The 13760-nt window shown below is 53.6% G+C and carries 9 protein-coding genes; 3 read left to right on the top strand and 6 right to left on the bottom strand.

Translation table 11 applies throughout. The annotated features are described in order from the left end of the window. Positions 1-422 precede the first annotated feature (422 nt). Together BC440_RS03440 and BC440_RS03435 are read right to left on the bottom strand one after the other, a co-directional pair. Positions 423-1802, bottom strand: coding sequence for an AarF/ABC1/UbiB kinase family protein (locus tag BC440_RS03440; protein ID WP_071239507.1), 1380 nt, complete (start codon positions 1800-1802; stop codon positions 423-425). A gap of 1 nt (position 1803) precedes the next feature. After that, complete coding sequence (locus BC440_RS03435) at positions 1804-3579, bottom strand: M3 family oligoendopeptidase (RefSeq protein ID WP_063092380.1); 1776 nt, start codon at positions 3577-3579, stop codon at positions 1804-1806. A gap of 435 nt (positions 3580-4014) precedes the next feature. On the opposite strand from BC440_RS03435, the gene BC440_RS03430 reads away from it, so the two are divergent. Beyond that, positions 4015-5835 (top strand): long-chain fatty acid--CoA ligase, encoded by a 1821-nt coding sequence (locus BC440_RS03430; RefSeq protein ID WP_063092379.1) that lies wholly within the window; start codon positions 4015-4017, stop codon positions 5833-5835. 9 nt (positions 5836-5844) lie between these two features. After that, positions 5845-6267 carry an ATP-binding protein gene (locus BC440_RS03425; protein WP_082822644.1) on the top strand — a complete coding sequence of 141 codons (423 nt, stop codon included), beginning with the start codon at positions 5845-5847 and terminating at the stop codon, positions 6265-6267. Between the two features lie 5 nt (positions 6268-6272). Here BC440_RS03425 and BC440_RS03420 read toward each other — a convergent pair whose 3' ends face one another. Together BC440_RS03420 and clpB are read right to left on the bottom strand one after the other, a co-directional pair. After that, positions 6273-7076 (bottom strand): DUF4197 domain-containing protein, encoded by an 804-nt coding sequence (locus tag BC440_RS03420; RefSeq protein ID WP_223305190.1) that lies wholly within the window; start codon positions 7074-7076, stop codon positions 6273-6275. Positions 7077-7188: 112 nt separating this feature from the next. Further along, positions 7189-9780 (bottom strand): ATP-dependent chaperone ClpB, encoded by a 2592-nt coding sequence (gene clpB / locus BC440_RS03415; protein ID WP_063092377.1) that lies wholly within the window; start codon positions 9778-9780, stop codon positions 7189-7191. Between the two features lie 386 nt (positions 9781-10166). Here clpB and BC440_RS03410 point away from each other — a divergent pair, with 386 nt between their 5' ends. After that, entirely contained in the window at positions 10167-10931 is a 765-nt protein-coding gene (locus BC440_RS03410; protein WP_007091112.1) for an MOSC N-terminal beta barrel domain-containing protein, read from the top strand. Positions 10932-10933: 2 nt separating this feature from the next. Here the strand turns inward: BC440_RS03410 and BC440_RS03405 are convergent, their stop codons facing one another. Continuing rightward, positions 10934-12517 (bottom strand): type IV secretory system conjugative DNA transfer family protein, encoded by a 1584-nt coding sequence (locus tag BC440_RS03405; protein WP_223305192.1) that lies wholly within the window; start codon positions 12515-12517, stop codon positions 10934-10936. A 281-nt stretch (positions 12518-12798) separates the two neighbouring features. After that, positions 12799-13635, bottom strand: coding sequence for a DUF4167 domain-containing protein (locus BC440_RS03400; RefSeq protein ID WP_037990215.1), 837 nt, complete (start codon positions 13633-13635; stop codon positions 12799-12801). Between the last annotated feature and the right edge of the window lie 125 nt (positions 13636-13760).

Raw genomic sequence — 13760 nt, 5'->3', positions numbered from 1 at the left:
ACAACATCAAAACCCTATAAAAAATCACTTTAACTTAATTTCAGTTTATATTATCTCAAAACACATATGAGCGGATTTTCGCACATATTATTTCCACCCTGTAACAGGTCCTTATCCCGAACAGATAGAATCAATCCCTTGATTTATGGAAGTTTCCCCTATTTCACGCCATCGCGGTAAGTGAATATTATTTGAAAAACACACCCGCAGGTTTTCACCAAACCCATCACAACGCAAGCAAAGAAAGGAAAAAGTTTTCAACACCCAGGGTCGTTCAAGTAGGGAAATTTCGGATTAAATAGCCGAAAAAGGATCATGCAAAACCGTATTGTTCCGAAATAGCCGATCAATTAGCAAATCGACCCAACCGATTCTTTCGATCCGGAACGTCAAAAATAAAATTATAAAACAGGGAAATCGGATCAGTTTTCTGGACGATCCAGCCCGACTTTGGAAAGGGCAGCATCCTGATTGCGGGCCAATATGTCCGCATCAAAGTTTCCGACCAGATCGTTGAATATCTGATACCAGTTCAGATGCGCATCAAGGCGCAGGAACACTGCACCAAGCCCAACGGCCGCACGATCCACCAGAACAAATTCGCGCGGCGGCTTGACCCCACCGACGCGGCGCAACTCACGGTGCACCCTGCCCGCGACCTCCGCCCCATAGGCCACCGAATTGGTTTCATCCATCCGGCGTTCGCGATCATCAAGGATCGGGCCATAGACAAAACCAGCCCAGATATTAAGAACATCAATCAGTTCTCGTGACGGGTTATCGAATCCCCAGCTTTGATAGGCATGAACCGCCTTTTCCTCGTCCTTATCCCGCAATGCTTCATAAAGCGTGATGACGGCATTGACGAAAGCAGGCGGGAAAATACGGATACAGCCAAAATCAAGCAGATTGACCGACAGATCGTCGCGCAGCGAATAGTTCCCCAGATGCGGATCACCATGAATCACGCCATAACGATAAAATGGCACATACCACGCGCGAAACATGTTCAGCGCCACCTGATTGCGTGCTTCCTGCGACGGATCACTATCAAGGAATTTCTGGAATTTCTGCCCAGTCTGCCACGTCATGGTCAGAAGCCGCTTGGTCGTAAGGTCCATCACCGGTTCGGGCACATGCACGCAATTTTCATCCGCCACCATATGGCGATAAAGCTGCATGTTGCGGGCTTCGCGTTCGTAATCAAGCTCCTCGCGCAGGCGCGCGGTCAGTTCCAACTGGATATTTTCGGCATCAATCGCGCTGTCATACCGGCGATAGATCGCAAAGGCAGCGCGAAGCTGCTTAAGATCGGCTTCCACTGTCGCCGACATATCGGGATATTGCAGCTTGCAGGCCACCGTTCGACCATCATCAAGTGTGGCACGATGAACCTGCCCAAGCGATGCCGCGGCCACCGCATCACGGCTGAAATCGGTGAATTTTTCCTGCCATCCCGCCCCCAATTCGGTGCGCATCCGGCGTTTGACAAACAGCCATCCCATACTGGGGGCGTCCGCCTGAAGCGTTGCCAGTGCCTGGGTATATTCCTTTGGCAGGGCATCGGGAATGGTCGACAGGATTTGCGCAACCTTCATCAACGGGCCCTTAAGCCCGCCCAAGGCGGATGTCAGTTCGGCGGCATATTTCGAATGATCGATATCACCGCCGAACATTTTTCCCGTGGCAAGGCGTGCAGCCAGCTTTCCAGCCGACGCCCCCACCTTCGCATAACGACGAACCCTCCCGCCGAACCGATTGCTCTCGTTTTGGGCGGTGAAATCTTCGTCGTCATTGCTCATCTCAGGAAAGTTCCTCCAACTCGTCGATCATGCGTTTGATCATGTTAAGGCCGCGCTGCCAGAATGCCGGATCGGAGGCGTCCAAACCGAACGGTGCCAGCAGTTCCTGATGGCGTTTGGTGCCACCGGCTTTCAGCATTTCGAAATATTTCTGCTGGAAACCGTCTTCGGCATTTTCATAAACGTCATACAGCGAATTCACGAGGCAATCGCCAAACGCATAGGCGTAAACATAAAACGGCGAATGGATGAAATGCGGGATATAGGACCAGTAATATTTGTACTCGTCCTCGTACCGGATCGCATCACCCAGACTTTCATGTTGTACGGCAAGCCAGATCTCGCAGATCTCATCGACCGTCAATTCTCCTTCGCGGCGTTTGGTATGAACGCGTTTTTCAAATTCAAAGAACGCGATCTGGCGCACGACGGTGTTGAGCATATCCTCGACCTTGCCAGCCAGCATGATGCGTTTCATCTTCGGATCGGTTTCCGCACGCAGCATCGACTGGAAGGTCAGCATTTCACCAAAAACAGACGCGGTTTCCGCCAAGGTCAGCGGCGTGTCAGACAGGAAATAGCCCTGCTCCCCGGCAAGAACCTGATGAACCCCATGGCCAAGTTCGTGCGCCAGCGTCATCACGTCGCGCGTTTTGCCGTGATAGTTCAGCAGAAGGTACGGGTGGGCTGACGGCACGGTCGGATGAGCAAAGGCCCCAGATGATTTGCCGGCACGCGGCGGCACATCAATCCACGGATTATCAAAGAATTTCTGACCGACTTCAGCGAGCTCGGGCGAAAATTCACCATATGCCTTAAGGACGGTTTTACGCGCCGTGTCCCAATCGATATGGCGATCATCATCATCTGGAAGCGGCGCATTGCGATCCCAGTAATCAAGCTGATCAACGCCAAACCATTTGGCTTTGAGGCGGTAATACCGATGCGACAGATCGGCATGACTGCTGGCGACTGCGGAATTCAGCGCCTCGACAACATCGTCTTCGACCTGGTTTGACAGGTTGCGCGCCGACACGGGGGTTGCGAATTTACGCAGCCGGTCGTCAATTTCCTTGTCCTTGGCCAGCGTATTGGTGATATGGGCCAGAAGCTTGATGTTTTTGCCCAGGACATCGCCAATCGATTTTGCCGCTGCCTTGCGTTCCGCCACCTTGGTCGAAGACAGCATATTGGCGACATCCGACATGGTCAGTTCTTCGCCATTCATCGGGAAACGCAGATCGGCCATCGTCTGATCGAACAAACGCACCCATGCACTTGAACCGGCAACGCGGCGTTCATGCAGGACCTGCTCGACCTCGTCCGAAAGTTGGTGCGGACGGAAAGCACGGTTTTCATCAAGCCACGGGCGATAACGGCAAAGGGCGGCACTTTCGTTATATTTTGTCGAAAGCACCTCTTCCTCAATCCGGTTGATTTCAAGCCCGAAGAACAGCGACAGGCTGGAAATGCTGGTCATTTCTTCCTGAACGGATTGGTAGAATTGGCCAATCGCCGCGTCCGAGCTATCACCTGCATACAGCAGCTGCGCGAACGATCCGATCCGGCCACAGACTTCGCTGACGGCTTCATATTCGGCAATTGCGGCGGCAAGTTCATTCCCCGAAAGACCGGCAAGCTTGCCCTGATAGTTTTTCTGGAAGGCGTCCGAGCGGGCTTTGGCATCATCAAGATCACGCCGGATGGCCGGGTCTTTGGGATCGTTATAGAGATCGGACAGATCCCAGGTCGGCAAATTCTTGTCGGTCGCGTTCATTTGTCCTCCAGACAGTCGATTATGTCATCATGCCTTTTGCATTCAGGCCCGAAACATCCATGCCCCGATATATGCTGGCCGGGGGGCCTGCGCCAGTGCCGATCACAGCTTTGTCTGTGCGCGCACATCAAACGGGGCGAATTTCAGTACCGACAATAGCGTTTTGAACCCGGCTTGTGAAATCGCTATCATCGATGGAACCCAACGATTTTTTCCTAAGGTGTGAAGTCGCACGCATTTGAACGGTTCAAAGATCATTTTCCGGCTGCGTAATGCCGCAATCCCTGATAACAAAAGCAATGTGGCCCCGTGCATCTGTGATGGAAGCGCCGAACTTTTGATAGTTTGCGATCACAATGCGGTGACAGACGTAAACAGTGACACCAAGATCACTGTATGAAGGTAAGAGAAACGACAACAAGGCAAGGAAGCGTCATGACGAATTTGCAGGATTATGCCGATTGGCAGAACTTGCCGTCGATGTTTTTCAAACAGGCTGAAAAATACGGGGATGCACCGTTCTTATGGACCAAGGATGGTGAGACAGATGAGTTTGTCCCGACCAGCTGGAATGACGCCGCCGATCAGGTGCGCGCATTGGCGCGCTCACTTTATAAAATCGGGGTTCGCCCCGGCGATCGGGTTTTGCTGGTGTCGGAAAACCGCACCGAATGGGGTATTGCCGATCTGGCGATCATGTGTGTTGGTGCCCTGACCGTTCCCGCCTATACCACCAATACCGAACGCGATCATCTGCACGCGATCGAAGACAGCGGTGCAGGCATTGCCATCATATCGACCAAAAAACTCGCCCAGCCGTTCCTGCATGCTGCCCTTGATAGCGGGCGCTGCCGCCATGCGATCATGATGGAAGACTGGGGCCAAAGCTTTGTCGGTGACATCACCATCACCCGCTGGGAAGATATGATTTCGCAGGGGCGTGGACTGACTGATGATGTCGATGCATGGGTTGCCAATATTGAACGCGATCAGCTTGCCTGCCTGATATACACATCCGGCACGGGCGGCGCGCCCAAGGGCGTTATGCTCAGCCACGGGGCGATCCTGTCAAACTGCATGGGGGCGTTTGATATCATCGAAACGCTGGGGATCGAGGAAGAGGTCTTCCTGTCCTTCCTGCCGCTGTCGCATTCCTACGAACATACCGCGGGCCTTTATTTTCCGATGAGCATCGGCGCACAGATCTATTACGCCGAAAGCCTTGATCGGCTCGCGGCAAACCTTGCCGAAGTTCGTCCGACCATCATGACGGCGGTGCCGCGCCTTTATGAAATGCTCTATCAGCGCATGAGCCGCATGGTCGAAAAAGAAGGCGGCTTCAAGCAGAAGCTGTTTAATCTGACGCTCAAGCTTGGTCGCAAGACTTACGAAAAACAATCCCTCAGCCTGATTGAAAAAATCCAGAATTTCGTTTGCGAGATTCTGTTGCGCCGTAAATTACGCCAGCGTTTCGGCGGCCGGATCAAGGCCATGGTATCGGGTGGCGGTCCGCTGAACTACGAACTTGGCGTTCTGTTTGTTTCGTGCGGCATTCGTATCCTTCAGGGATATGGCCAAACCGAATTTGCCCCAGTCGTTTCGTGCAACCGTGCCGAAAACAACAAATTGCGTACTGTTGGCCCGCCGATGGTCGGAGCCGAAGCAAAAATTGCCGATGACGGTGAAATCCTGCTGCGCGGCGAAAGCATGATGAAGGGGTACTGGAACCTGCCCGAAGTCACTGCTGCCACCATCATAGATGGCTGGCTGCATACCGGGGATATCGGCAAGTTCGACGAAGAAGGCAGCCTTGTCATCACGGACCGCAAAAAGGATATCATCGTCAATTCCGGGGGCGACAATATCTCGCCCCAACGGATCGAGGGTCTTCTGACGCTGGAAACCGAAATTTCCCAGGCGATGGTTTACGGCGACGACAAACCTTATCTGGTTGCTGTCCTGTGGCCGGACGAGGATTTCATGCGCGAATTCGCCAAGGAAAACGGGATCGAGAACAATATTGATCTCCTTGGCGAGAACGAGGAATTCCGCAAAAAAATCCGCACCGCGGTTGATCATGTCAATCGCCGTCTTTCGACGATTGAAAAGGTCAGAAGCTTTACCTTCGCCGAAAGCCCGTTCTCGATTGATAACGAGATGCTGACGCCATCAATGAAAATCCGCCGCCACAAGATCAAGGCAGCCTATGGTCAGGCTCTTGATGCCCTGTATCAGCGCAAGCGTGGTGGGCAGTAACAGGAACCAATGGCAAATCATTTGGCGGACAAACCGATATTAACCCTGATCCGGGGCCTTCCCGGATCAGGAAAATCAACCCTTGCCGCCGCGATTTGCCAGATAACCGATGCAGTCCATCTCGAAGCCGATCAGTTCATGATCGACCGCAGCGGCAATTACCGGTTTGATAGCCGCAAACTGCGTGACGTTCATGCACGCTGCGAAGCCGAATGCGACGGGCATCTATCAGCCGGGCAAAGCGTCGTTGTTTCCAACACATTTAGTGAAATCTGGGAAATGCAGGCCTATCTCGACATGGCGGAACGCCACCATGCCGCATTGCAGATCATCGAATGCCATGGACGATTTGGCAATATCCATGGCGTCCCCGATGATAAAATCAACGCCATGCGCAAACGCTGGCAACAGCTTCCCGAACGTTATAGCTAAGCCGTTCAGTTCACAGTCGAAAAGACCTTTTTCAACACATCCGTTGTCCAACGCGCCGGGTCGTTGCGGATATCGGCTTCCTGTTTTGCGATGTAATAAAACAGGCCATCCATCGCCTTGTCGGTGGCATGATCGGAAAGTGATGCCTTGATATCGGGCACCATCGGCAATGTGTCGTACTGCCCCATCATCTGATCATAAAGCTGCAACGCGCCGGTTTCGGCCAATGCTTCGCCAATTACCGGCCGCAATCTGCTTTCGATATCCCCGCCCGATACACGGCGCAGATATTTCGTCGCGGCATCTTCCGGCCCGTCCAGAATGCCTTTGGCGTCTTCAAGCGTCATGCGGCTGACAGCATCGGCGAGAATATCACCGGCATCCCGCATGGTCTGTTCGGCCGCACGGTTCATTCGCAATTCAATTTCCTCGCCATAACTGCCAAGCCCGGCAGCACTTAGCAGGGATTGCGCATGCTTGACGCTATCAGGCAGCGGAATATGCGCCACCGGATCGGCATTGAAGCCATCCGTCACGCCAAGATCGGTGGTGACAACCTCAACCCCCTTATCAAGCGCCTGACGCAGGGCATCGGAAACCGTTTCATCGGACACCCCCGCCATCGACGCCGAACTGCTGCCCGATCCGCTGCCAGTCGTGTTCCCTGTCACGCTGCCAAGTGCTTCCTTAGCCTTGTCAAAAAACGATTGCGCAGATGCATCGACCGATAGTCCGGCCATCAGGGCCAGAAACGACGCGGACACAATCAATCGGGTAAAGGTCTTGGGTTTTGGTGGCAGTGATCGCATGGATGTCCCCTTGGATTTGGTATTTTCATCATCCTGCAGGCAGATCATAGCCTTGAAAAGACAAAACCCCGATCCGGGACCGGGGTTTTGCAAGATTTCAAATCTGCGATGATCAGTCGACCAGTTCGACCTTCTTGCCGTTCAGAAGTAACTGACCGCCTTCAGCAGAAACCGGGATGGTATCGCCATCCTTGATCCCACCTTCAAGGATTTGCATTGCAAGCGGGTTTTGCAGATAGCGCTGAACAACCCGTTTAAGCGGACGCGCACCATAGACCGGGTCATACCCCTTATCGGCCAGCCAGCTTTTGGCGAACTCGTCAAGCTGCAGGGTGATTTTGCGATCAAACAGCAGCTTTTCAAGACGACCCAACTGGATATCGACAATCGTATCCATCTGGGCACGTTTCAGGCGATGGAAAAGAAGCACTTCGTCCAACCGGTTCAGGAACTCCGGGCGGAACGACGCCCGCACGACTTCCATCACCTGGCTGCGCAATTCGCTGCTGTCATGGCCTTCTTCCTGATTGGCCAGAATGTCGGCCCCCAGGTTCGACGTCAGGATGATCAACGTATTACGGAAGTCGACCGTGCGTCCCTGCCCGTCGGTCAAACGACCTTCGTCAAGAACCTGCAACAGAACGTTGAACACATCGGGATGGGCTTTTTCAACTTCGTCAAACAGCACCACCTGATAAGGACGCCGCCGCACAGCTTCGGTCAGCGAACCGCCTTCTTCGTACCCGACATAGCCCGGAGGCGCACCGATAAGCCGCGACACCGCATGTTTTTCCATGAATTCCGACATATCAATGCGAACCATGGCCTGTTCATCATCAAACAGGAACTGTGCAAGCGCCTTGGTCAATTCGGTTTTACCAACCCCTGTCGGACCAAGGAACAGGAACGATCCCATCGGCCGGTTCGGGTCCTGCAACCCGGCACGCGCACGGCGCACCGCATTCGAAATCGACCGCACCGCTTCATCCTGACCGACGACGCGTTTGCGCAGGATATCTTCCATCCCAAGCAGTTTTTCACGTTCGCCTTCCAGCATCTTGTCAACCGGAATACCCGTCCAGCGCGACACGACCGAAGCGATGTGCTTTTCGGTCACCGCTTCTTCTTTCATGCCGTCGGCCTGATCGTCTTCGGCCTTTTCAAGCAACCGTTCCAGTGCCGGGATTTCTTCGTATTGAAGCTGCCCGGCACGGTCCAGACGCCCGTCACGCATCGCGCGTTCAAGTTCGCCGCGTGCCTGGTCAAGCTGTTCCTTGATATGGGTCGATGCCGCCAGTTCCTTTTTCTGGGCTTCCCATTTCGCGGTCAGCTCCGCCGATTTGCCCTCAAGTTCGGCCAATTCCTTATCAAGGCGTCCTAGACGATCTTTCGATGCCCGGTCTTCCTCCTTCTTAAGGGCTTCGCGCTCGATCTTCAGCTGAATGATGCGGCGATCAAGTTCGTCGATTTCTTCGGGCTTGGAATCAAGTTCCATCCGAAGACGCGACGCCGACTCATCCATAAGGTCAATCGCCTTATCGGGAAGGAAACGGTCGGTAATGTACCGGTTCGAAAGCGTTGCCGCCGCTACCAGCGCATTATCGGCAATACGCACCCCGTGATGGAGTTCGTATTTTTCCTTGATGCCACGCAGGATCGAAACCGTGTCGGAAACACTGGGTTCTGAAACAAAGACCGGCTGGAAACGACGGGCAAGAGCCGCGTCCTTTTCAATATGCTGCCGGTATTCGTCCAGGGTCGTTGCCCCGACACAGTGAAGCTCACCGCGCGCCAGTGCCGGTTTCAAAAGGTTGGAGGCATCCATCGATCCCTCTGCCTTTCCGGCTCCGACCAGCGTGTGTAATTCATCGATGAACAGAACAATCTGCCCTGCTTCGGCCTCGATCTCGGACATAACCGCTTTCAGGCGTTCTTCAAACTCGCCGCGGAACTTGGCACCGGCAATCAGCGCACCAAGATCAAGCGACAGAAGCTTTTTGTCCTTAAGCGTTTCAGGCACGTCACCCTTGACGATGCGCAACGCCAAACCCTCGGCAATGGCGGTTTTACCCACGCCGGGCTCGCCGATCAGAACCGGGTTGTTTTTTGTCCGGCGCGACAGCACCTGAATCGCGCGCCGAATTTCTTCATCACGGCCAATCACCGGATCAAGTTTGCCTTCTCGTGCCGCCGCGGTCAGATCACGCGCGTATTTCTTAAGCGCGTCATACTGGCTTTCCGCACCGGAACTATCGGCCGTGCGGCCTTTGCGGATATCGTTAATCGCCCCGTTAAGAGCCTGTGCGGTCAATCCTGCATCGGCCAGAACCTTGCCCGCAACCGATTTCGGATCAAGTGCAATGGTCAGCAACAACCGTTCAGCGGTGACATAGCTGTCACCGGCTTTCTTGGCGACTTCCTGTGCCTGATCAATCAACCGGGCAAAGTCGGACGACAGATAAATCTGGCCATTGCCGCCCGATACCTTGGGCAGTTTTGCCAATTCCTGCGCACAGCGATCCTGTGCCGTTTTCGGCTTTCCGCCCGCCGCCTTGATAAGATTGGCTGCCAGACCTTCTTCGTCGTCAAGCAGCACTTTCAGAAGGTGGATCGGCACAAACTGCTGATGGTTTTCACGCAGCGCCAATGATTGCGCCGCCTGAAGAAAGCCTTTGGACCGGTCCGTAAATTTTTCGAATTCCATGCCTGTCACTCCTTGAGCCAACAGTATCGTAACATGCGGACCTTCTTGGAAGCATCCGCGACCTTAAGTGGTTTTATCCACAATGGAAATTATCACCCTTTCCATTGCCGACGTCTTTGATATGTCTCAGTTTCAGGGCTTTGCAAGACGATACCCCTACAAAAGTTGCAAGAATTAATTGTGCATCGCAAAACCGTTTTCTGGCATCATTCAAGATTGCGACGAAAAGCACTGTCATTCCCGGCAAATCCGTTGCGCAAGACCGCACAGGAAGTCTTGCCCTTGGGAATGCAAGGCATTAACGTCGCCCTTCATATTTTTACGGCTTGCAACCCGGCCCGCCCCGTTTGCCGATATGCATATTATGCCACACAGGATCGAATGCCATGACTGTCCAGCTTAAAGCCATCAAACGTTACCCCGTCAAAGGGCTCAGCGGCATTGAAATGCCTGCCGCCGACATCACTGCACACAAGATGCTGCAAGATGATCGTCGCTTCATCATCGCCACCCAATCATCGGTTGGTCAGGACGGTGTGCATGAATGGGCGCGCAAAAGCAATTTCCTGCAACTGGTTAACACGCCCAAGCTGGCCGAACTTGGCATCGAATATGACGATGCAACCACGACGTTGGCAATCCTTCGCAATGGTCGCGTGATCTGCAAAGGCAATCTTGAAGACAAGATGGGCCGCACCGTGGTCGAGGATTTCCTCTCGGCATTCCTGAAAAACGAGATCGCCGGAACGCCCAGAATTTATTCTGTCCCCGATGTCAGCTTCGGCGACATGAAGGAACCCTATATCTCGATCATCAATCTGGCATCGGTGCGCGATTTCGGCGACCGTGTCGCCCAGACAGAAATCGATCCGATGCGCTTCCGCGGTAATCTGCTGATTGACGGGCTTGAACCATGGGCGGAACTGAAATGGGAAGAAGGCCAGATCATTCAGATTAATGGCGTAGATTTCCGCGTTATCCACCCGATCACGCGCTGCAAAGCAACCAGCGTCAACCCCGGCACGGCAGAGTCCGACATCAATGTGCCCCTGCTGCTGCGTAAAGGTATGAACCACCTTTATATGGGGGTTTATGTCGAAGCACTCGGTTCCGGTGCCATCCATCCGGAGGATGTAGTCACAGTTGCATAACGCTAGCTGAATGTCGGGGCATGTACGGCCATGCCCTGAAACATCTCGTCATGGTACCAGTCGATCCGGTACGCCCGGATCGGCGGGGTTCCTTTACGAAACAGGATCTGTTCTTCGACCGGGAAGCGCGCAACTTCGGTTGATCGCAGGATTGGCTGATTGTCCTGGGGTCGCAGATGCACCGGGCGATCACCGCTTACACCACCCCCGGTATCGTCAAATTTCGACATCGCAGTCAGTCCGGCAACCCAATCCAGGTTGAAAGCCCCATCCTGGCTCAGCACCGAAATCGCATCCGCCTTCCCGACAACATTTTCCCAATTCAGGCAAACATCCATCAGGCCGCTAACACCGGAAAAACCGGGCCAGATGATCATGCCATCGCCAAACCCGCCACCCAAAAGACGTTCAAACAACGGCATCCGGCCAACGGCCTCGATACCGTCCAGCAACACCAGAAATTCTGCATCCCCGCTTTTCCAGTCCCGGCGGGCAATCAGCTGCATCATCGCACCAATCATCACCCGGCTGAATGCGGTTTGGGTGGCCGGTGTGTCACCTCCCATTTGACCGACAATGAAAATGGATACCGGTCGCCCCGTCAGATCATCCATACCAAATGTGCTATTGCTGACGACACGTGCAATCGCCGGATTGTCAAAATCGGCCGTTGCCATCCGGCACGCCTTGATAATCGACATCCGCTGATCTTCGGTCATATCAAGGATCGTCAGGGCAATATCAGAAATCCTGCCATCTGCGGATTCAATCCCCATCAGATCCTCAAGTATTTTATAGAAACGGTGCGATGGCATGACCAGGTTGCGGCGAACTTCGGCAAGGCTTCTGCTTTCTTTCAGGCTGGTTTGCATTGTGTAAACAATGAACCCCTGCAAAAGGGTGCGTGCCGCGCGTGTTTCCTGCTCGTCCAGTTCCTGTACAAATGCCGGTGCCAACAATGTATCGGCAATCAAACCGGCATCGGCAATTAATCCTTCGCCCTGCTGGCGTATAAAATCGCATGGATTGAACTGATCGGTTTCTGCGCCGGCCTGACCATGCGGATCAATCACGATGATCCGCTGCCCAAGTTTTTTGCGGCGCTCATGCACCGCACGATAGATGCTGCCATAACGTTCATAAACAAACAGCGCACCAGTATGGAGCAAGGCGTTTGGCTCCGCCGAAGCGCGATAATATTCTTCCGGCTTGCTGGCGAATGTTATCACTCGGCGCAATCCCGATGCCCCGATCAGGCGCTTTTCAGCCCCCCAGCGTCCCAGAACGATTGACGGCTTGGGATCAAGAAGCTTTCGCGCTTCCAGGTCTTCGGCCTTGGCCCATTGGCCCTCGGCTTTCATCTTGGCCGCTACCATTGGTGATACAGATTGTTTTTTCTTCGACGGGGATGATTGCGCACGATTAAGCACGATCACAACCAGCGGCAGGAACATCGGAATGATAAAACAAACCGCCCCTAACAAAGCCAGCTCATAATCACCGTTAAAAACGCCAAGCGCGACAACCATAGCGCCAAGCGCCCACAGCAGTACCATGATGACGCGGAACAAGCCTGCCCCCATCATTCACCCCCCAAGAATGTTTACCTGTCTTTTAGCGAAGAGACCCCAATGCATTAAAATGCCTTTCGATCCTCCAGCAGGTCATACTTCCATCAAGTGATAGCAGTTAAAATCTGCAGTTGCATCATATTAACTATTTATGGATGCGGGGTTTCACATCAAGAAGTCCAATTGACAGCACCGTAAATAAAGCTGTGGCAACGTGGCACTTCGAGGGCCCGGAAACAACAAACCCCGCGGGATTTCTCCGGCGGGGTCTGTTGTAATCGTGACAAGCCAAATGATCAGGCGGAAACCGGTTCCGCTGATTTGTCTTCGCTTGTACCTTCATCGCCATCTTCGCGACCGGCAGCACGGCTGCGGCCACGACGCGCTGTCGGATGACGGCCACGTGTGCGGCTTGTTCCGGCAGCAGCTTTGCGCGGTTTCTTTTCTTCGCCGTCCGCCGACGTATCGGTATCAGCATCGGCATTATCAGCTGGGCCAATATCCAAAGATGGCTGATCGCTGTCTTCGGATGCGGCTTTTGGCGGGCGACCACGCGGCGCAGCACGGCGTGCACGCGGTGCACGTTTTACCGGTGCAGCATCACCATCGTTGTTGTCCGTGGAAGAAGCAGCAGAAGAAGCTGCAACATCATTGCTATCGGCCGAATTGGTGCCGGTATCATTGGACGTATTATCTGCCGACGCCGCAACATCATCCTGATTGACAGAATTGTCGCTGCTGTCGTCCCCATTCTGGTTCTCGCTGCGCTCGTCACGGTTCGGGCGGTTGTTGCCCCGATCGTTACGGTCATTGCGATCATTTCGCTGCGGACGCGGGCTGTTATTGTCGCCACGCTCTTCACGACGCTGGTTTTCCCAGTCAATCGCGGCTTGCAGAATACGATGATAGTGTTCCGCATGCTGGTAATAGTTTTCAGCAAGGACCGGATCGTCAGTACAATCCTTCGCCAGCGAAACGTATTTTTCGTAAACCTGCTGGGCGTTTCCACGAACGCGCCCGTCCGGACCGTTACTGTCAAAAGTCTGAAATTTCGGATTTACAGGACGTTTATTCGGCTGCTGCCGACCGCGCGGACGCTTATTGTTGTTGTTGTTGTTGTTGTTATTTCTCATATCAACATGTCTTTGGTGTTGAAGGACAAATCCGGATTCATAAAGGAATCCCGGAACCACTCCGTCTGAAAAACATATTTCCCGCTAAACAGCACCGATTGAACGGCACTACGACAAACCTGCCG

It is taken from the genome of Thalassospira sp. MIT1004, from assembly GCF_001858545.1.
Lineage (GTDB): Bacteria > Pseudomonadota > Alphaproteobacteria > Rhodospirillales > Thalassospiraceae > Thalassospira > Thalassospira xiamenensis.
This window is presented reverse-complemented; position numbering and strand designations above follow the sequence as displayed.